The organism is Pseudomonas marginalis (assembly GCF_001645105.1).
GTDB lineage: Bacteria > Pseudomonadota > Gammaproteobacteria > Pseudomonadales > Pseudomonadaceae > Aquipseudomonas > Aquipseudomonas petroselini.
The window spans coordinates 12,540-32,393 of sequence record NZ_LKEG01000022.1 but is presented as its reverse complement, the minus strand read 5'-3'; the positions used below and the strand labels follow the sequence as shown (position 1 = coordinate 32,393).

At 61.3% G+C, this 19,854-nt stretch carries 14 protein-coding genes; 5 read left to right on the top strand and 9 right to left on the bottom strand.

Annotation, left to right across the window (positions count from 1 at the left end; translation table 11 throughout):
- Positions 1-23: 23 nt before the first annotated feature.
- Both fadB and AO064_RS02625 read right to left on the bottom strand, forming a co-directional pair.
- On the bottom strand, positions 24-2,171 hold the full coding sequence (fadB, locus tag AO064_RS02630; RefSeq protein ID WP_012722844.1) for a fatty acid oxidation complex subunit alpha FadB: 2,148 nt from the start codon (positions 2,169-2,171) through the stop codon (positions 24-26).
- A gap of 481 nt (positions 2,172-2,652) precedes the next feature.
- Positions 2,653-3,090 (bottom strand): hypothetical protein, encoded by a 438-nt coding sequence (locus AO064_RS02625; RefSeq protein ID WP_046035153.1) that lies wholly within the window; start codon positions 3,088-3,090, stop codon positions 2,653-2,655.
- A 105-nt stretch (positions 3,091-3,195) separates the two neighbouring features.
- Here AO064_RS02625 and AO064_RS02620 point away from each other — a divergent pair, with 105 nt between their 5' ends.
- On the top strand, positions 3,196-3,636 hold the full coding sequence (locus tag AO064_RS02620; RefSeq protein ID WP_064052296.1) for a universal stress protein: 441 nt from the start codon (positions 3,196-3,198) through the stop codon (positions 3,634-3,636).
- Between the two features lie 183 nt (positions 3,637-3,819).
- Here the strand turns inward: AO064_RS02620 and AO064_RS02615 are convergent, their stop codons facing one another.
- Entirely contained in the window at positions 3,820-5,739 is a 1,920-nt protein-coding gene (locus tag AO064_RS02615) for an ATP-binding cassette domain-containing protein (RefSeq protein ID WP_064052295.1), read from the bottom strand.
- Positions 5,740-5,952: 213 nt separating this feature from the next.
- On the opposite strand from AO064_RS02615, the gene AO064_RS02610 reads away from it, so the two are divergent.
- Positions 5,953-7,881 carry a transglycosylase SLT domain-containing protein gene (locus tag AO064_RS02610; protein ID WP_064052294.1) on the top strand — a complete coding sequence of 643 codons (1,929 nt, stop codon included), beginning with the start codon at positions 5,953-5,955 and terminating at the stop codon, positions 7,879-7,881.
- A 227-nt stretch (positions 7,882-8,108) separates the two neighbouring features.
- On the opposite strand, the gene AO064_RS02605 is transcribed toward AO064_RS02610, so the two are convergent.
- Positions 8,109-9,890 carry an ABC transporter ATP-binding protein/permease gene (locus AO064_RS02605; RefSeq protein WP_167355304.1) on the bottom strand — a complete coding sequence of 594 codons (1,782 nt, stop codon included), beginning with the start codon at positions 9,888-9,890 and terminating at the stop codon, positions 8,109-8,111.
- A 245-nt stretch (positions 9,891-10,135) separates the two neighbouring features.
- On the opposite strand from AO064_RS02605, the gene AO064_RS30865 reads away from it, so the two are divergent.
- On the top strand, positions 10,136-10,309 hold the full coding sequence (locus AO064_RS30865) for a PA1571 family protein (RefSeq protein ID WP_043204960.1): 174 nt from the start codon (positions 10,136-10,138) through the stop codon (positions 10,307-10,309).
- Between the two features lie 52 nt (positions 10,310-10,361).
- On the opposite strand, the gene pdxB is transcribed toward AO064_RS30865, so the two are convergent.
- Entirely contained in the window at positions 10,362-11,504 is a 1,143-nt protein-coding gene (gene pdxB / locus AO064_RS02600) for a 4-phosphoerythronate dehydrogenase PdxB (RefSeq protein WP_012722837.1), read from the bottom strand.
- A 140-nt stretch (positions 11,505-11,644) separates the two neighbouring features.
- On the opposite strand from pdxB, the gene AO064_RS02595 reads away from it, so the two are divergent.
- Positions 11,645-13,039, top strand: coding sequence for an MATE family efflux transporter (locus tag AO064_RS02595; RefSeq protein ID WP_012722836.1), 1,395 nt, complete (start codon positions 11,645-11,647; stop codon positions 13,037-13,039).
- Here AO064_RS02595 and tusA read toward each other — a convergent pair.
- Positions 13,036-13,269 carry a sulfurtransferase TusA gene (gene tusA, locus AO064_RS02590; RefSeq protein ID WP_320400769.1) on the bottom strand — a complete coding sequence of 78 codons (234 nt, stop codon included), beginning with the start codon at positions 13,267-13,269 and terminating at the stop codon, positions 13,036-13,038. The two genes, AO064_RS02595 and tusA, sit on opposite strands and share 4 nt — an antisense overlap.
- A 160-nt stretch (positions 13,270-13,429) precedes the next feature.
- Positions 13,430-14,506, bottom strand: a complete 1,077-nt coding sequence (gene rlmM, locus AO064_RS02585) for a 23S rRNA (cytidine(2498)-2'-O)-methyltransferase RlmM (RefSeq protein ID WP_012722834.1) — start codon at positions 14,504-14,506, stop codon at positions 13,430-13,432.
- Positions 14,507-14,696: 190 nt separating this feature from the next.
- Between rlmM and acnA the strand changes: the two genes are divergently transcribed.
- Positions 14,697-17,438, top strand: coding sequence for an aconitate hydratase AcnA (gene acnA / locus AO064_RS02580; RefSeq protein ID WP_064052292.1), 2,742 nt, complete (start codon positions 14,697-14,699; stop codon positions 17,436-17,438).
- A gap of 70 nt (positions 17,439-17,508) precedes the next feature.
- Here acnA and AO064_RS02575 read toward each other — a convergent pair whose 3' ends face one another.
- Positions 17,509-18,447, bottom strand: a complete 939-nt coding sequence (locus AO064_RS02575) for an aspartyl/asparaginyl beta-hydroxylase domain-containing protein (protein WP_012722832.1) — start codon at positions 18,445-18,447, stop codon at positions 17,509-17,511.
- 352 nt (positions 18,448-18,799) lie between these two features.
- On the bottom strand, positions 18,800-19,768 hold the full coding sequence (cysK, locus tag AO064_RS02570) for a cysteine synthase A (protein WP_064052291.1): 969 nt from the start codon (positions 19,766-19,768) through the stop codon (positions 18,800-18,802).
- Positions 19,769-19,854 lie beyond the last annotated feature (86 nt).

Below are 19,854 nucleotides of genomic sequence, written 5' to 3'. Positions count from 1 at the left end.
TCTCGCTCTAGTCGTCTGGGCGCTTAACCGAAGAAGCTCTGGCCATTCTTGGCCATTTCACGCAGCTTCGCGGTCGGGTGGTACAGCGGGCCCAAATCAGCGTATTTGTCAGCCAGGGCAACGAACTCAGCCACACCGATCGAATCGATGTAACGCAGCGCACCACCACGGAATGGAGGGAAACCAATACCGTACACCAGGCCCATATCGGCTTCGGCGGCGGTCTCGACGATGCCGTCTTCCAGGCAACGCACGGTTTCCAGGCACAGGGCGATCATCATCCAGTTGATGATGTCTTCGTCGGACACCTCACGCTGTTCGTAGATGACCGGAGCCAGCACTTCGTGCACCGACGGGTCGGCCACTTTCTTCTGCTTGCCCTTCTTGTCGGCCTCGTAGGCGTAGAAACCCTTGCCGTTCTTCTGGCCCAGGCGCTTGGCCTCGTACAGCGCGTCGATCGCCGAACGGCGGTCGTCTTTCATGCGGTCCGGGAAGCCTTCAGCCATCACGTCGCGGCCGTGGTGGCCGGTGTCGATGCCGACCACGTCCATCAGGTACGCCGGGCCCATCGGCCAGCCGAATTTTTCCATGACCTTGTCGATGCGCACGAAGTCCACACCGGCGCTGACCAGCTTGGCGAAGCCGCCGAAGTACGGGAACAGCACGCGATTGACCAGGAAGCCCGGGCAGTCATTGACCACGATCGGGTTCTTGCCCATTTTCTTGGCGTAGGCAACGGTGGTGGCCACGGCTAGCTCACTGGACTTCTCGCCACGGATCACTTCGACCAGCGGCATCATGTGCACCGGGTTGAAGAAGTGCATGCCGACGAAGTTTTCCGGACGCTTGAGGGCCTTGGCCAGCAGCGAGATGGAAATGGTCGAGGTGTTGGAGGCCAGGATAGTGTCGTCTTTGACCTGGGCTTCGACTTCGGCCAGCACGGCCTGCTTGACCTTCGGGTTCTCGACTACGGCTTCAACCACCAGGTCGACATGCCCGAAATCACCGTAGGACAGCGTAGGACGAATGCCGTTAAGCACTTCAGCCATCTTCGCTGCGGTCATGCGACCTTTATCCACACGACCCACCAGCAGCTTGGCGGCTTCTGCCAGGCCTTGCTCGATACCGTGCTCGTTGATGTCTTTCATCAGGATCGGCGTGCCCTTGGACGCCGACTGATAGGCGATACCGCCGCCCATGATACCGGCGCCGAGTACGGCAGCCTGTTTCACGTCGCGGGCGATCTCGTCGTAGGCCTTGGCCTTTTTCTTCAGCTCCTGATCGTTCAGGAACAGGCCGATCAGGCTCTGGGCCGCCGAGGTTTTCGCCAGTTTGACGAAACCTGCCGCTTCCACTTCCAGGGCTTTGTCGCGACCGAAGTTCGCGGCTTTCTGGATGGTCTTGATCGCTTCAACCGGCGCCGGGTAGTTCGGCCCGGCCTGGCCAGCCACGAAACCCTTGGCGGTTTCGAACGACATCATTTGTTCGATGGCGTTGAGCTTGAGTTTTTCCAGCTTCGGCTGACGCTTGGCCTTGTAGTCAAATTCGCCGCTGATGGCGCCTTTGATCAGGTTCAGTGCGGCTTCGGCGAGTTTGTCCGGGGCAACCACAGCATCGACGGCACCGACTTTCAGCGCGTCTTCGGCACGGTTTTCCTTGCCGGCGGCGATCCACTCGATGGCGTTGTCGGCACCGATCAGGCGCGGCAGGCGCACGGTGCCGCCAAACCCTGGGTAGATGCCCAACTTGACTTCAGGCAGGCCGATCTTGGCCGTGGCCGACATGACGCGGAAGTCTGCCGCCAGGCACATTTCCAGGCCGCCGCCCAACGCGATGCCGTTGATCGCGGCGACGGTCGGTACGTTGAGGTCTTCGAAATCGCTGAAAATCTTGTTGGCTTCGAGGTTGCCAGCCACCAGCTCGGCATCGGGCAGCTTGAAGTTGTCGACGAATTCGGTGATGTCAGCGCCGACGATGAACACGTCCTTGCCGCTGGAGACGATCACGCCTTTGATCGATGCATCAGCCTTGATGGTGTCTACGGCCTGACGCAGTTCGTTCAGGGTTAGACGGTTGAACTTGTTGACGGACTCACCCTTGAGGTCGAATTTCAGTTCGACGATGCCACTTTCAAGAGCCTTAACCGTGATGGCTTTACCTTCGTAAATCATCAACTGATCTCCACGATATGGAAGCTGAACAGTACACATTGGACGCTGGCCTCTGGTTGGACACTGACAGTTGCGTCAATGCTCATGCCATTCCGCCAGGCACACCCGCCAATGCGATAGTCGGGATTCTGTATGAGTCGTCTGACAGACAAACGCTCAATTCATACGCCCGTTTGATTTGGGTACGCCACCTTCATCCAATTCCGGGCAATTGTCAATCGCTCGAAAGGCTAGGAAAAACGCGACTTTCCAGTCATTTCAGAACCCCAACGGCAAGCACTCGCCCCGTCAATATTCAAATATTCACGAAATCAATAACAGAAAATATGAGTAAAAAGGCTGTACAGAACGGGATCTGCCGCTAGGCTAGCGACAACCCTAACGCGCCTGGATGAACATCCGACGCGGGAACCCTCGATTTACCGGCCTGCCTGGCCAACTCCAGCCCGATGATGATGTCGGGCTTTTTATTGCGTGGCCGTTAAGCGAGCGCCTTGAGCAACGCATCGATATCTTTCAACACACTGGCCTCGCCCTTCTCGCCCCAATACAAGGCGATCATTTGCTTGTCAGCCTCGACTTTGTAGACGTTGGCCGGCAGCGTTGCAAAATGCGGCAACAACTTCTCATCGACGCACACTTCGCGCCACTGATTGACCCACACCCCCGGCTCCAACTGCCAGTAACTCCAGATCGCCGGGGTGCTGCCACGCCGTGGCCGGCAGTACTGCGCGCAAGGGCTCGGCGGCTCCTGCTTGAGCCAGTGCGGCCACTCCTGAGGGGCCAACTGCATGGCCAGGCCGATGCGGCGCGCTTCCATCCGCAGGGCCATGCGCCCGCTCTGATGGCGCGACGGGCGCAGCCATGCCAGAGGGCTCAGAACCACCACAAGGATTGACACCACTATCCAGACCGTCATATGTGTACTCCCGAATTTCTAGATGAGCGGATTTGACCTGACGCAACCCGATCCGCTTGAAAGCAGCCATACTGAACTTATTGCAGTCCCCTGGAGGAACGCCTCATGCCCTACCAACATATTCTGGTCGCTGTCGATCTGACCGAAGAGTGCGATCCAGTGATCAAGCGCGCGCAGGAATCTGCAATCGCCAATGGTGCCAAACTGTCGCTGGTGCATATCGTCGAGCCCATGGCCATGGCCTTTGGTGGTGACGTGCCGATGGACCTTTCCCAGTTGCAGCAACAACAATTCGACCAGGCCAAAGAGCGCCTCGACCGTTTGATTCTGAAATACCCGCACTTGAAAAAGGACGACTGCCACCTGACATACGGCCAACCGCGCCAGGAAATCCACCACTTGGCCAAGGAAGAGGCTTGCGACCTGATCGTGGTCGGCAGCCATGGCCGTCACGGCTTGGCGCTGCTACTGGGCTCTACCGCCAATGATGTATTGCACGGTGCGCCGTGCGACGTGCTGGCGGTGAAGCTGGTCAAATCCTCGTAAGCCCCTTGAAGATCAAATGTGGGTGGGGGCTTGCTCCCGATAACGGTGTTTCAGTCACCCGATGCATCAACTGACACACTGTTATCGGGAGCAAGCCCCCTCCCCCATTTTGGACTGCATTTCATATGAAAAACCCGGTGTTCATGCCAATGAACACCGGGTTTTTTAATGCACTGCAATCAATCAGGCATCCAGCTCGGCCCAACGCTCAACCAACACTTCCAGCTCGTGGTTCAACGTCTCCAGGGAGGCAATCACCTTGGCAGTTTCGGCCGCCGGGCGCAGGTAGAAACCTGCGTCAGCCATTTCCGCTTCGACCGCAGCGATCTGCTGTTCCTTGGCGTCGATATCGCCCGGCAAGGCCTCCAGCTCACGCTGCAGCTTGTAGCTGAGTTTCTTCTTGGTCGCTGGTGCAGCTTCCTGGACCGGAGCAGCAGCTTCCACGGGGGCAACCACAGCGGAGGTCAGATCGGCCTTGCCGGACTTGCTCTCAGTCACGCCCAGCAAACGCGGCGAGCCGCCCTGGCGCAGCCAGTCCTGGTAACCGCCGACGTATTCACGCACCTTGCCTTCACCTTCGAAGACCAGGGTGCTGGTGACCACGTTGTCGAGGAATGCCCGGTCGTGACTGACCATCAGCACGGTGCCGTTGAAGGTCAGCAGCACTTCTTCCAACAGCTCGAGGGTTTCCACATCGAGGTCGTTGGTCGGTTCGTCGAGTACCAGCAGGTTGGCCGGTTTGCTGAACAGCTTGGCAAGCAGCAGGCGCGCACGCTCACCACCGGACAAGGCTTTAACCGGCGTACGCGCACGTTGAGGGCTGAACAGGAAGTCGCCCAGGTAGCTGAGCACGTGGCGGCTCTGGCCGTCGATGTCGATAAAGTCGCGGCCTTCGGCGACGTTGTCGATCACGGTTTTCTCCAGGTCCAACTGGTGGCGCAGTTGGTCGAAGTAGGCCACGTCGATGCGCGTGCCCTCTTCCACGGTGCCGCTGGTCGGCTGCAGACCATTGAGCATCAGCTTGAGCAAGGTGGTCTTGCCGGTACCGTTGGCGCCGAGCAGACCGATACGGTCGCCGCGCGCCAGGACCATCGAGAAGTCCTTGATCAGGAACGGGCCGCCCGGGTGCGCGAAGCTCACGTTCTCGAGGACCATCACCTGCTTGCCCGACTTGTCGGCGGTGTCCAGCTGGATGTTGGCCTTGCCGGTGCGCTCACGACGCTCGCTGCGCTCAACGCGCAGGGCTTTCAGTGCACGTACACGGCCTTCGTTACGGGTGCGGCGCGCCTTGATGCCTTGGCGGATCCAGACTTCTTCCTGAGCCAGTTTCTTGTCGAACAACGCGTTGGCGGTCTCTTCAGCGGACAGTGCGGCCTCTTTATGCACCAGGAAGCTGGCGTAGTCGCCGTTCCAGTCGATCAGGCCGCCGCGGTCCAGTTCGAGGATGCGCGTGGCCAAGCTCTGCAGGAAAGCACGGTCGTGCGTGATAAACAGCACGGCGCCCTGGAAATCCTTGATGGCTTCTTCCAGCCAGGCGATGGCGCCGATGTCCAAGTGGTTGGTGGGTTCGTCGAGCAACAGCAGGTCGGGTTCGGAGACCAGCGCCTGGGCCAGCAGCACACGGCGACGCCAGCCGCCGGACAATTCGGCGAGGGTCTTGTCGGCCGGCAGTTGCAGGCGGCTCAAGGTGCTGTCGACCAGTTGCTGCAGGCGCCAGCCATCACGGGCTTCGAGGTCTTGCTGGACGTGCATCAGCTTGTCCAGGTCTTCTTCGGTGACACAGTTCTGCGCCAGGTGATGGTATTGCGCGAGCAACTCGCCCACGCCATCCAGGCCTTCGGCAACCACGTCGAACACAGTCCGTCCGTCGGCCACCGGCAATTCTTGCGGCAATTCGCCAATCTTGAGGCCCGGAGCGCGCCATACGGAGCCTTCATCGGGCTTCTGGTCGCCCTTGACCAGCTTCATCATGCTGGACTTGCCGGTGCCATTGCGGCCGATGATGCACACCCGCTCACCACGGGCGATCTGCCAGGACACCTTGTCCAACAACGGCATAGCGCCGAAAGCAAGGGACACATCGCTGAATTTGAGCAGGGTCATACGCTTCTCCAAAAACTGGGCGCGCATTCTACCTGAGTTGACGGTGGGATGCGGCCGGCATTTTCGCTGCCGACACGTTCTGTAGGACATTTCCAACGAACTTGAACGAACCGCCCGGCAAAGCTTTCAACGGCTGCGGGCAAAAGGCTAAGCTAGGGGCAATCAGTGTCGGCGGTGCCGGTGCTAGTCGTGATTTCTCTGCACGGACGTCTCATGCGCAGTCGCCTTTTCAACTTTTTATCTTGTCTGCTTCTTTCCGCCACCGCCGTTCAATCCGCCCAGGCCGTGGACCTCACCACCCAACGTCAATATTACGATGAAGCCAAACGGGCCCTGGCCAAGGGCGATACCGGCCCGTACATGCAATACAGCCAGGCCCTGGCCGACTACCCGCTGACGCCGTACCTGGCCTACGACGAACTGACCGCCCGCCTGAAAACCGCGAGCAACCAGGAAATCGAGCAGTTCCTTGCCAAAAACGGCGACCTGCCCCAGGCCAACTGGATGAAACTGCGCTGGTTGCGCTGGCTGGCCGAACGCGGCGACTGGCAGACCTTTGAAAAGTACTACGACGCCAAACTCAATTTCGTCGAACTGGACTGCCTGCACGGCCAGTTCCAGCTCACGCACAATCTGAAAGCCGAAGGCTACAAGACCGCCGAAAAACTCTGGATGACCGGCAAGTCCCAACCGGCGGCCTGCGATGTCACCTTCGGCCAATGGGCGGCTGACGGCCAACTCACCGAACAGAAAATCTGGGATCGCGCCAAACTCGCCGCCGAAGCGCGCAACTACGCGCTGGCCAACAGCCTGGTGAAAACCCTGTCCACCCTCGGCGCCCAAGGTCGCTTGATGGTCGACGTGGCGCAAAAGCCGGACATGCTCAGCGACCCGTCACGTTTCCTGCCGGCGACCGAGGCCATGTCCGACGCCGTGGGCCTGGGCTTGCGCCGCCTGGCACGCCAGGATCCGGACAAGGCCATGGCCCTGCTCGATGGCTACGCCAGCAGCATGCACTTCTCGCGTGACGAAAAAGTGTCGATCGCCCGCGAAATCGGCCTGACCCTGGCCAAGCGCTACGACCCGCGCGCCCTCGAGGTGATGACCAAGTACGACCCCGAATTGCGCGATAACACCGTCTCGGAATGGCGCCTGCGCCTGTTGTTGCGCCTGGCGCGCTGGGAAGATGCCTACCAACTGACCCGCAAGCTCCCACAAGACCTGGCCACCACCAACCGCTGGCGCTACTGGCAAGCCCGCAGTCTCGAACTGGCCGAGCCTAAGAACCCGCAAGCGCTGGTCCTGTACAAGCACCTGGCGCAAGAACGCGACTTCTATGGTTTCCTCGCGGCGGATCGCTCAAAGGCGCCGTACCAACTAAAGAACAAGCCCCTGCTGATGAGCCAGGCGCTGGTCAACAAAGTACGCAACACCCCCGGCGTACGGCGTGCGCTGGAGTTCTACGCGCGTGGCCAGATCGTGGATGGCCGCCGTGAGTGGTACCACGTCAGCCGTCACTTCAACCGCGACGAGATGGTCGCCCAGGCCAAGCTGGCCTACGACATGAAGTGGTACTTCCCCGCCATCCGCACCATCAGCCAGGCGCAATACTGGGACGACCTGGACATCCGCTTCCCGATGGCCCACCGCGACACCCTGGTGCGGGAAGCCAAGGTGCGCGGCCTGCACTCCAGCTGGATATTCGCGATCACCCGCCAGGAAAGCGCCTTCATGGACGACGCCCGCTCCGGCGTGGGCGCCAGCGGCCTGATGCAACTGATGCCCGGCACCGCCAAGGAAACCGCGCGCAAGTTCAGTATCCCCCTGGCCTCCCCGGCCCAGGTGCTGGACCCGGACAAAAACATCCAGCTCGGCGCCGCCTACCTGAGCCAGGTGCACAGCCAGTTCAACGGCAACCGCGTGCTCGCCTCCGCCGCCTACAACGCCGGCCCCGGCCGTGTGCGCCAGTGGCTGCGCGGCGCGGATCACCTGAGTTTCGACGTATGGGTGGAAAGCATCCCGTTCGACGAAACCCGCCAGTATGTGCAGAACGTGCTGTCTTATTCGGTGATCTACGGGCAGAAGCTCAACTCACCCCAGCCGTTGGTGGATTGGCATGAGCGGTATTTTGATGATCAGTAAGGTCTAGGCAGAGGCTGCCACACTGTTGGCGATTCCTGCCGGATGTCGAGCGGGCTTGCAAAACGGGGGTGACCCTGGATTTTTGTGGTGAGCGGGCTTGCCCCGCGCTGGAGGGCGGAGCACTCCCAATCCAGTGGCCGCATGTAGGTGACTGATAAACCGCATCGTCCGTGTTAGGGCTGCTACGCAGCCCAGCGCGGGGCAAGCCCGCTCACTACATCAGACGCCTAGTCCTCGCTTTCATCAGCACCATCACTGAACTGCAACGCCGCCAACCGCGCATACAGCGGATTGCTCGCAATCAACTGTTGATGCGTACCCACCGCCACCAGCTTGCCCTGGTCCATCACCGCAATGCGGTCAGCGTTCTTCACCGTGGCCAATCGATGGGCGATCACCAGCGTGGTGCGACCCTGCATCAATTGCGGCAGTGCTTGCTGGATCAGGTGTTCACTCTGGGCATCGAGGGCGCTGGTGGCTTCGTCGAGCAGCAGGATCGGCGCGTCCACCAGCAGCGCACGGGCGATGGCCAAGCGCTGACGTTGGCCGCCGGAGAGGCCCATGCCGCCGTCGCCGAGGTGGGTCTGGTAGCCGTCGGGCATTTGCAGGATGAAGTCATGAGCATGAGCAATGCGCGCGGCGGCTTCGACCTGTTCGGTGGTGGCCGTCGGGTTGCCGTAGCGGATGTTCTCTTCGACGCTGCCGAAAAACAGCGCCGGGCTCTGGGAGACCAAGGCGAAGTGGCGGCGCAGGTCCATGGGGTCGAGTTCGGTCAGCGGGTGGCCTTCGAGCAGGATGCGGCCTTGCTGGGGGTCGTAGAAGCGCAGCAGCAGGTCGAAAATGGTCGATTTACCGGCGCCGGATGGGCCTACAAGCGCCAGGGTTTCCCCGGGGTTGATGGTCAAATTCAAGCCGTCGATGGCGTAGCTGTCGGGACGTGAAGGGTAGGAAAAGCGCAGGTCTTGCAGTTCCATGCGGCCGCTGACCCGCTCCGGCAGTTGGACGGAGCCGTCGGCGGGCGCCTGGATGTCATTGCTCGACTGCAACAACTCGCCAATGCGCTCGGCGGCACCGGCAGCGCGTTGCAGTTCGCCGAGCACTTCGCTCAGGGTGCCGACCGCGCTGCCGACGATCAGGCTGTAGAACACAAACGCCGCCAGCTCACCGCCGGAAATCCGCCCGCTGATGACGTCCATGCCACCCACCCACAGCATCACCCCCACGGCGCCCAGCACCAGCATGATCACCAGGGTAATCAACCAGGCACGCTGGGTGATGCGTTTGCGCGCAGTGGTAAAGGCGTCTTCCACCGTTACGGCGAAGCGTTGTTCGTCCTGCACCTGGTGGTTGTACGCCTGCACGGTCTTGATCTGACCGAGGGTCTCGGACACATAACTGCCCACGTCGGCGATGCGGTCCTGGCTTTGGCGCGACAGGCTGCGCACGCGCCGGCCGAAAATCAGGATCGGCGCCAGCACCAGCGGCAGCGCCACCACCACGATACTGGTGAGCTTGGGGTTGGTGACAAACAGCAGCACGATGCCACCGATGACCATCAACGCATTGCGCAGGAACAGCGACAGCGACGAGCCGATCACCGATTGCAGCAAGGTGGTGTCGGTGGTCAGCCGCGACTGGATTTCCGAACTGCGGTTGTTCTCGTAGAAGCCCGGGTGCAGGTAAATAAGATGGTTGAACACTTGCCGACGGATATCGGCCACCACCCGCTCGCCGATCCACGACACCAGGTAAAACCGCGCAAACGTGCCCACCGCCAAGCCCAGCACCAGCACCATGAATAGGCCGATGGACTGGTTGAGCAGGTGCGGCGACTGGGTCATGAAACCCTGGTCCACCAGCAGGCGGATGCCCTGCCCCATGGACAAAGTAATACCGGCGGTAACGATGAGCGCCAACAGGGCGCCGAGTGCGTGCCAGCGGTAAGGCGCAATGAAGCGGCTGGCCAGGCGGATCGCACGGCGTTGACGGACTGAGAACATGGAGGGCATCACCTGCGCAGGGGAGATAAGTATCTACACCCAACATTGGGGGAACTTGGGCAAATAGCAATGAGTCAGGTTAATTATGCCCGCCGACGCTGATCCCTAGAGGCTATCGGTCTAACCCCTGGCTGGAAATTTGTATCGGTTTCTGGTGGACTGGGTGTTCGAACCGGTGATCCCGCAGGGAGTTGTAACAGCGTGGTCACGCGGGGGTCTTAAAGTGGGTACACAACCTGATGAGGAGACAGGCCATGACCTTGCAAAATAGCAGCGATGCCAAGATTGAAGTGATCCGCCAACCGCAGCAGTTGCCTTGCTCGTACATCGACGCTCAGGGCCGTGAAGTGCAGATCACCGAAGAGATGATCCAGCAAGCCTGCAGCGAACTGGAAGAAAAATTGGTCAAGCCTGCCCAGCAAGGCTGAAACGCCACGCTCTTTCAAACCCGGCCCAGGTGGCCGGGTTTTTTATTGGCGTTTAAATTGCCTGTGCGCCCAATGCGGACACGATACTGGCCAGGGCCGTCGACTCCCCATTGATCCGCACCTTCAAACCCTCGATCTCGCGGCGTGCGGGATAATGCTTGCGCAGCAGGTCAAACGCCTTGCGCTGCTCTTCCACCGTTCCCACAAGGCTACGACGGAAATCCGCATCATCGCGACGCGGGTCGTACACGCTGCGGCACAGGGTCGCCAATGCCCAGGCCGGGTCAGTCGATGCATTCAAGTGCACCTCGGCCAACCACGGTGGCGGCAGCAGATCACTCAACAGGATGCTCGGCGCCTGACCCAGGTGCGCACAGAACGCCTGATAGATCTGCGCCGTGCCGCGCTGTCGGCCCTCAAGGCTGTAGCCGGCGATATGCGGCGTGGCCAGCACGCACAAATCAGCCAGGTCGACGTCCACTTCGGGTTCGCCTTCCCACACGTCCAGCACCGCTTGCAGGTCTTCACGCGCCAGCAACACCTCACGCAGCGCGGCGTTGTCCACCACCGGGCCACGGCTGGCGTTGATCAGCCAGGTGCCGGGCTTGAGCTGCTCGAGGCGCTGGCGGTCGAACAGGTGCCAGGTTGAACCGTTGCCGGACTTGGTCAGCGGCGTGTGCAGGCTGATCACGTCGCATTGCTCGATGATCTGCGCCAGGCTGACGTAGTCGCCGTCCTCGGCGATCTGCCGTGGCGGGTCGCACACCAGCACATTCCAGCCCAGGCCCTTGAGCACCTTGACCAGCCGCCCGCCCACTTCACCCGCGCCCACCACACCGTAAGTACGCTGGTTGAGATCGGCGCCTTCGATCTCGGCCAGGGTCTGCAGGCTGCCCAGCACATAGTCCACCACGCCACGCGCGTTGCAGCCGGGGGCGCTGGACCACTGGATGCCGGCCTGCTTGAAGTAATCGAGGTCCAGATGGTCGGTGCCAATGGTGCAGGTGCCGACGAAGCGAACCTTGCTGCCCTCCAGCAATGCACGGTTGACGTTGGTCACCGAGCGCACCAGCAACACATCAGCCTGCTCGACCGTAGCGCGGTCGAGGGAACGGCCGGGCACGCGGCGAATCTCGCCAAATCCTTGGAAAAATGCATCGAGCAGCGGAATATTTTCGTCGGCAACAATCAGCATGGCAGGCTCCTTTGGCGGACCCGCAGTGTACAGGGATCGCAGCCCTCGCTTACAAATCGCTAACACAGGTTTTTTCCTGACCGATGCGTCAAGGCGTAGAATCCGCCGTCCTTGCGCTGCCTTCTACTGGACACCTGTACGTGAACACTGCCACCGCCACCCTCACCCGCCCCGCCCGCATCAGCCGGGAAGTGCGCGGCCTGTTGACGCTCGCCTTGCCGATCATCATCGGCCAGCTGGCCACTACGGCGATGAGCTTTGTCGATGCGGTCATGGCCGGGCGCGTCAGCCCCCAGGACCTGGCGGCCGTAGGCCTGGGCAATTCGATCTGGATCCCGGTGTACCTGCTGATGACCGGCACGCTGCTGGCCACTACGCCGAAAGTCGCCCAGCGCTACGGTGCTGGCCAGTTCAGCGAGATCGGGCCGCTGGTGCGACAGTCCTTGTGGCTGGCCGTGGTGGTCGGTATTACGGGCGCGCTGCTGTTGCTCTGCGCCGAACCGATCCTGCGTGCGATGAAGGTCGAGCCCGACCTGATCGCGCCGTCCATGGGCTACCTGCATGGCATTGCCGCCGGTATGCCGGCCATTGCGCTGTATTACGTGTTGCGCTGTTTCAGCGACGGCCTGGGCCGCACACGGCCGAGCATGGTGATGGGCCTGTGTGGCCTGGCGCTGAACATTCCGCTGAACTACATCTTCATCTACGGTCACCTCGGCCTGCCAGCCATGGGTGGCGTGGGGTGTGGCTGGGCCACGGCCATTGCGATGTGGGTGATGATGCTCGGCCTGGCCGGCTGGACCCGCTGGGGCCCGGCCTACCAGAGCAGCGAATTGTTCAAGCGCTTCGACTGGCCGCAATGGGCGGTGATCAAGCGTGTACTGGGGATTGGCCTACCGATTGGCATCGCGATTTTTGCCGAATCGAGCATTTTCGCGGTAATCGCCTTGCTGCTCGGTAGCCTGGGGGCCACGGTGGTGTCCGGCCATCAGATCGCCCTGAACGTCAGCTCGCTGGTGTTCATGATCCCCTACTCCTTGAGCATGGCCGTCACCGTGCGCGTCGGCCAGGCCCTGGGCCGTGGCGAACCGCGTGAAGCGCGTTTCGCCGCCGGTGTCGGCATGGGCACTGCGCTGGCGTATGCCTGCTTGTCTTGCAGCCTGATGCTGGTGTTTCGCGAGCAGATTGCGGCGATCTACACCCCGGACCCGGTGGTGATTCACTTGGCGTCGATGTTGATCGTGTTCTCAGCGCTGTTCCAGTTCTCCGACTCGATCCAGGTCACGGCGGCGGGCGCATTGCGTGGCTACCAGGACACGCGCGTGACCATGGTGCTGACCTTGTTCGCGTATTGGGGCGTGGGCCTGCCGGTGGGTTATGCCTTGGGCCTGACCGACTGGCTGGGCGAACCCAGCGGCCCGAGCGGTTTATGGCAAGGGCTGATCGTAGGCCTGAGCTGCGCGGCGGGGATGTTGCTGGTGCGCCTGGCGCGCAGTGCACGCCGGCGCATTCGCGCAGACAAGGCGTTGGGTTAAACGGAGTTCTTGCGGATCCAGTACAGGTACGTACCGGCCTGCTCCTGCTGATCCACCAGTTCGTGGTCCAGGAACACGCAGAACTTGGGAATATCGCGGCGCGTGGACGGGTCGGTCGCGATCACCTTGAGCAAACCACCGGGCGGCAGGTCGCGGATGTGCTGGTGCAGCATCATGACCGGTTCCGGGCAGTTGAGGCCGGTGGCGTCGAGGGTGCCGTCTACAGGCATTTCTTCTGGATGACTCATACTTCACTCCTGAAACAGACCCGCTCTACTGTGGGAGCGGGCTTGCCCGCGATGACGGGGGCACATTCAACATAGATATCGACCGTTATACCGCTATCGCAGGCCAGCCAGCGCCCACATTTGAGCGGTGATCGCCCTAGACTCAGCGGGCCTTGGTTTTCTTTGCTGTTTCCAGCCGACGCAAATGGCAAGTCACTTCCTCACGGTCGTGATACAGCTGCTTGCAGCCAATCTCCACACGAATACCACGCGCCTTGAAGCCCTCTTCGATACGCTCCAGCAAGCGTTTCACTTCGGCGTAACGCTGTTTCATCGGCAACTTGAGGTTCACCACCGCCTCGCGGCAATGCCCCTCGCCGATCCAGGTTTCCAGCAGCGCGGCGTTACGCGCCGGTTTCTCGACGATATCGCAGACCATCCAGTCCACCGGCTGCTTGGGCACGAAGGTGAAGCCGTCGGCCATCAAGTGTTGGACCAGGCCGGTGTCCATCAGGCTTTCGGCCATGGGGCCGTTGTCGATGGCGGTTACCAGCATGCCACGGTTGACCAGTTGCCAGGTCCAACCCCCCGGCGCTGCGCCGAGGTCGACGCCGGTCATGTCGCCGTGCAGGCGCTCGTCCCACTGGTCGCGGGGAATGAAGTGGTGCCAGGCCTCTTCCAGCTTGAGGGTAGAACGGCTGGGCGCATCCCGTGGGAATTTCAGGCGCGGGATGCCCATCGGCCACATGGCCGAGTTGTTCGACTCGGCCAGCCCCATGAACACTTCGCGGCCGCTCTTGAAGGTCAGCAGCAGGCGCGGCTTGCTCGGGTCATCGACCAACTTGCCGGCGTTCAGCAAGGCTTTGCGCAGGTGCACTTCGAACTTCTTGCAGAAGTTCGACAGTTCCTTGCCATCGTTGGTGTCCACCATCTCCAGCCACAGGCTGCCGCACACCGGGAATTCGCGCAGGTGGGCGAGGATCACGCTGATGCGGTCGGTTTCCGGCAGGTCGATGAATACCCCGCGCGCCCATTGCCGCGGGAAGATCAGCTCGGCAAAACGCTGGCCGTGCATCAGGCGCTGGGCGCCGTCTTCTTCGGTGCAGACAAATTCGGCGCAGGCGCTGCCGGTCTTGGCCTTGGCGTAGCCGGAAACGTTCAGGCGCGCGGCGTGCTCCGCGATCTCGGAACAGACTTCGCCTTCAAAACCTGGGCGGCAGTGCATAAAAAGGGTGTTCATTGAATCTCCTGGCAACTGGCTTGCGCTATCGCAAAGCCTGTCATGAAAACGCGCGCATGATAGCTGAGTTCGGAACCTTGGTTCTGTCCATAGAGTCCAGTAATTAGCCAGCTACTGAAAACAGGGCTAGTTTGAAAGCTCTGCTCGTCCCGTCAGGTCCGTAGCCGTGCGGACCATAAGGAGTCATGTAATGTCATCCCTTGATAGCCTGAGAACCCTTAAAACCCTGCAAATCGACGACAAGACCTATCACTACTTCAGCTTGCCCGAAGCCGCCAAGAGCCTGGGTGACCTGGATAAACTGCCGATGTCCCTCAAGGTGCTGCTGGAAAACCTGCTGCGCTGGGAAGACAACAAGACCGTCACCGGCGCCGACCTCAAGGCCATCGCCGCCTGGCTCAAAGAGCGCCAGTCCGACCGCGAGATCCAGTACCGCCCGGCCCGGGTATTGATGCAAGACTTTACCGGCGTTCCCGCCGTGGTCGACCTGGCCGCCATGCGCGCCGCCGTGGCCAAGGCCGGGGGCGACCCGCAGCGCATCAACCCGCTCTCCCCCGTGGACTTGGTGATCGACCACTCGGTGATGGTCGACAAATTCGGCAACGCCGATGCCTTCGAGCAAAACGTCGACATCGAGATGCAGCGCAACGGCGAACGCTACGCCTTCCTGCGCTGGGGCCAGAGCGCCTTCGACAACTTCAGCGTGGTGCCGCCGGGCACCGGCATTTGCCACCAGGTCAACCTCGAATACCTCGGCCGCACGGTCTGGACCAAAGACGAAGACGGCCGCACCTATGCCTTCCCGGACACCTTGGTCGGCACCGACTCCCACACCACCATGATCAACGGCCTCGGCGTACTCGGCTGGGGCGTGGGCGGTATCGAGGCGGAGGCGGCGATGCTCGGCCAGCCGGTGTCGATGCTGATCCCGGAAGTGATCGGCTTCAAGCTCACCGGCAAATTGAAAGAAGGCATCACCGCCACCGACCTGGTGCTGACCGTGACCCAGATGCTGCGTAAAAAAGGCGTGGTGGGTAAGTTCGTCGAATTCTACGGCGACGGCCTCGCGGACCTGCCGCTGGCCGACCGTGCCACCATCGCCAACATGGCCCCGGAATATGGCGCCACCTGCGGCTTTTTCCCAGTGGATGAAGTGACGTTGGACTACCTGCGCCTGTCCGGCCGTCCGGCAGAAACCGTGAAGTTGGTAGAGGCTTACACCAAGGCCCAAGGCCTGTGGCGCAACGCCGGCCAAGAACCGGTGTTCACCGACAGCCTGGCCCTCGACATGGGCAGTGTCGAAGCCAGCCTGGCCGGGCCGAAACGCCCGCAGGACCGTGTGTCCCTGCCGAATGTCGGCCAAGCGTTCAGCGACTTTCTCGACCTGCAATTCAAACCCGCCAACAAGGAGGAAGGTCGCCTCGAAAGCGAAGGCGGCGGCGGGGTTGCCGTGGGCAATGCCGACCTGGTGGGCGAAACCGACTACGAATACGACGGCCAGACCTATCGCCTGAAAAACGGCGCGGTGGTGATCGCCGCGATCACCTCCTGCACCAACACCTCCAACCCCAGCGTGATGATGGCGGCCGGGCTGGTGGCGAAAAAGGCCGTGGAAAAGGGCCTGACCCGCAAGCCCTGGGTGAAAACCTCATTGGCACCCGGCTCCAAAGTGGTCACCGACTACTACAAGGCAGCGGGCCTCACCCAGTACCTGGACAAACTTGGCTTCGACCTCGTGGGTTATGGCTGCACCACCTGTATCGGCAACTCAGGGCCGTTGCCCGAGCCGATCGAAAAGGCCATCCAGAAAGCCGACCTTGCCGTGGCGTCGGTGCTGTCCGGCAACCGCAACTTCGAAGGCCGCGTGCACCCGCTGGTGAAAACCAACTGGCTGGCTTCTCCGCCGCTGGTGGTGGCTTACGCTCTGGCGGGCACCGTACGCATCGATATCAGCAGCGAGCCGCTGGGTAACGATCAGGACGGCAACCCGGTTTACCTCAAGGACATCTGGCCTAGCAGCAAAGAGATCGCCGACGCGGTGGCCCAAGTCAGCACCGGCATGTTCCACAAGGAATACGCCGAGGTGTTTGCCGGTGACGAACAGTGGCAAGCCATTGAAGTGCCGCAAGCCGCCACCTACGTGTGGCAGAAGGACTCCACCTACATCCAGCACCCGCCGTTCTTCGATGACATCGCAGGTCCCTTGCCAGTCATCAAGGACGTCCGAGGCGCCAACGTGCTGGCCCTGCTGGGCGATTCGGTCACCACCGACCACATCTCCCCCGCCGGCAATATCAAGACCGACAGCCCCGCCGGCCGCTACCTGCGCGAGCAAGGCGTGGAGCCACGCGACTTCAACTCCTACGGCTCGCGCCGTGGTAACCATGAAGTGATGATGCGCGGCACCTTTGCCAATATCCGTATCCGCAATGAAATGCTCGGCGGCGAAGAAGGTGGTAATACGCTGTACATCCCCACCGGGGAGAAAATGCCGATCTACGATGCGGCGATGAAATACCAGGCTTCGGGCACGCCGCTGGTGGTGATTGCCGGCCAGGAATACGGCACCGGTTCCAGCCGTGACTGGGCGGCCAAGGGCACCAACTTGCTGGGCGTCAAGGCGGTGATTGCCGAGAGTTTCGAGCGGATTCACCGCTCCAACCTGGTAGGCATGGGCGTGCTGCCGTTGCAATTCAAGCTGGATCAGAACCGCACGTCGCTCAAGCTGACCGGCAAGGAGAGGATCGACATTCTCGGCCTGACCGACGTAGAGATCACCCCGCGCATGAACCTGACGCTGGTGATTACACGGGAGGATGGCAGCAGCGAGAAAGTCGAGGTGCTGTGCCGGATCGATACGCTGAATGAAGTGGAGTACTTCAAGGCGGGCGGGATTCTGCACTATGTGCTGCGCCAACTGATCGCATCTTAAGAGCACCGCAAAACCAATGTGGGAGGGGGCAAGCCCCCTCCCACATTTTGACCGCGTTTAACCTTTCAGATCAGCCGAACAGCCACTTCCACAGCAGTACCAAGACAACTACAGCCAGCACCGGCCGCGCAATGCGGTAGGCCTTCGGGTGCTTGCGCTTCCACTGCTTGACCACACCACTGAACTTGTCGCTGAAGGTCTTGCTCCAGGCGTACGCCTGGTTGATCCCGCCAACGCGCTCGTCATCCAGGTTCTGCGGTGCCGTCGCGCGGCCCAATTGCTTGCTGACCCAACGGTTGATACGGGTCATCACGCGATTGCTCAGCGGCCGTTCAATGTCACAGAACAGAATCACACGGGTCTGCTCGGTTTCGTTCTTGACCCAGTGCACGTAGGTCTCGTCGAACATCACGTCCTCACCGTCGCGCCAGGCGTACACCTGGCCGTCGACGAAAATGCGACAGTCGTCGGAGTTCGGCGTGGACAGGCCCAGGTGGTACCGCAGGGAACCGGCAAACGGATCGCGATGCGGGTTCAGGTGGCTGCCGCCCGGCAACAGCGCGAACATCGCGCCCTTGACGTTGGGAATGCTGCTCACCAGCGCGACGGTTTTCGGGCACAGGGCCTCGGCCGATGGCAGGGGTTTGTCGTACCACTTGAGGTAGAAACGCTTCCAGCCCTTCTTGAAGAACGAACCGAAGCCGGCATCGTTGTTCTTTTCCGCCGCGCGGATGTAACCCTCGTCGAACAGGTGCATGGCCTCTTCGCGGATCACTTCCCAGTTGTCCTTGAGCACATCCAGTTCCGGGAACTTGCTGCGGTCCAAGTACGGCTTGGACGGCACGGCCGAAAACAGGTACATCAAGGCGTTATACGGGGCGAACAGCGCCGAATGGTTGACGAACTGGCGCAACATCGGCAAACGCGCCTTGCCGCGCAGGTGCACATACAGCGTGCTGCCGATAAACAACGCCAGTACCGACAGCTTGGCGGCCAAAGAAAAGGTCATGCAGCAACTCCTGGAAATAATCGCCTGGCCAACAGCAGACGTAGCAGCCGGCCATGATAAACAGTTGGGCCATTATGCAGAAGGCCTAGCTTAGCAACGCTGATTCACATCAACCGATGACTGTGGTGAGCGGCTTTGTTGTAGTGAGCGGGCTTGTCGAATCGTCGCACCGCCCGCGCTGGGCTGCGAAGCGGCCCCAATAAGGCCACCGCATTTCTCCAGCGATAAACGCGGTGACGGGTGTAAGGGCTGCTTCGCAGCCCAGCGCGGGGCAAGCCCGCTCACCACAACAAGCCCACTCACCACAACAGGCCCACTCACCACAGTCAGCCTAATCACCACAGGACATGCATCAAGCCTGGTTTTCTTGTTCGGTAAACAAATCGCTGAACAGCATGCTGGACAGGTAGCGCTCACCGGAGTCCGGCAGGATCACCACGATGGTCTTGCCTTGCATTTCCGGCTTCTCGGCCAGGCGCACCGCCACGGCCATGGCGGCGCCGCAGGAAATACCGCACAAAATCCCCTCTTCCTGCATCAGGCGCAGGGCCATGGCCTTGGATTCGTCGTCGGTCACCAATTCAACGCGGTCGATTATCGACAAGTCCAGGTTCTTCGGCACGAAACCGGCGCCAATGCCCTGGATCTTGTGCGGGCTGGNCTCTCCGCCCGCCAGCGCCTGGGTGATCACCGGCGAGACAACCGGCTCGACGGCCACCGACAGGATCGGCTTGCCCGCGATGTTCTTGATATAGCGCGATACGCCGGTAATGGTACCGCCCGTCCCCACGCCCGCGACCAGCACGTCCACGGCGCCATCGGTGTCGTTCCAGATTTCCGGGCCGGTGGTTTTCTCGTGGATCGCCGGGTTGGCCGGGTTTTCGAACTGGCCCGGCATAAAGTAGATCGCCGGGTCGCCAGCCACAATTTCAGCGGCCTTGGCGATGGCACCGGGCATGCCCTTGGCCGGCTCGGTCAGCACCAGCTCGGCGCCGAGGGCCTTGAGGACCTTGCGCCGCTCGATGCTCATGGACGCCGGCATGGTCAACAGCAGCTTGTAGCCACGGGCGGCAGCGACAAACGCCAGGCCGATGCCGGTGTTGCCGGAAGTGGGTTCGACAATGGTCATGCCGGGCTTGAGTTTGCCGGTGCTTTCGGCATCCCAGATCATGTTTGCGCCAATGCGGCACTTCACCGAGTAGCCCGGGTTGCGCCCTTCGATCTTGGCCAGGATGGTCACGCCGCGCGGTGCGATGCGGTTGATCTGCACCAGGGGCGTGTTACCGATGGAGTGCGCGTTGTCTGCAAAGATACGGCTCATAACGGGTCCTATTGCTCGATTTCCGGAAGGCCCCAAGGGTATGCCTCAGGCTCGGAGGCGTCCAGTCGGCGGAACGTTGCGGCGCT

Coding starts and splice junctions, on each gene's coding strand:
- tusA (WP_320400769.1), bottom strand. CDS start 13,269: ATGCCTGTAGACGGCACCCTCGACGCCACCGGCCTCAACTGCCCGGAA.
- AO064_RS02615 (WP_064052295.1), bottom strand. CDS start 5,739: ATGACCCTGCTCAAATTCAGCGATGTGTCCCTTGCTTTCGGCGCTATG.
- AO064_RS02610 (WP_064052294.1), top strand. CDS start 5,953: ATGCGCAGTCGCCTTTTCAACTTTTTATCTTGTCTGCTTCTTTCCGCC.
- AO064_RS30865 (WP_043204960.1), top strand. CDS start 10,136: ATGACCTTGCAAAATAGCAGCGATGCCAAGATTGAAGTGATCCGCCAA.
- rlmM (WP_012722834.1), bottom strand. CDS start 14,506: ATGAACACCCTTTTTATGCACTGCCGCCCAGGTTTTGAAGGCGAAGTC.
- AO064_RS02575 (WP_012722832.1), bottom strand. CDS start 18,447: ATGACCTTTTCTTTGGCCGCCAAGCTGTCGGTACTGGCGTTGTTTATC.
- AO064_RS02605 (WP_167355304.1), bottom strand. CDS start 9,890: ATGCCCTCCATGTTCTCAGTCCGTCAACGCCGTGCGATCCGCCTGGCC.
- AO064_RS02625 (WP_046035153.1), bottom strand. CDS start 3,090: ATGACGGTCTGGATAGTGGTGTCAATCCTTGTGGTGGTTCTGAGCCCT.
- fadB (WP_012722844.1), bottom strand. CDS start 2,171: ATGATTTACGAAGGTAAAGCCATCACGGTTAAGGCTCTTGAAAGTGGC.
- acnA (WP_064052292.1), top strand. CDS start 14,697: ATGTCATCCCTTGATAGCCTGAGAACCCTTAAAACCCTGCAAATCGAC.
- pdxB (WP_012722837.1), bottom strand. CDS start 11,504: ATGCTGATTGTTGCCGACGAAAATATTCCGCTGCTCGATGCATTTTTC.
- AO064_RS02620 (WP_064052296.1), top strand. CDS start 3,196: ATGCCCTACCAACATATTCTGGTCGCTGTCGATCTGACCGAAGAGTGC.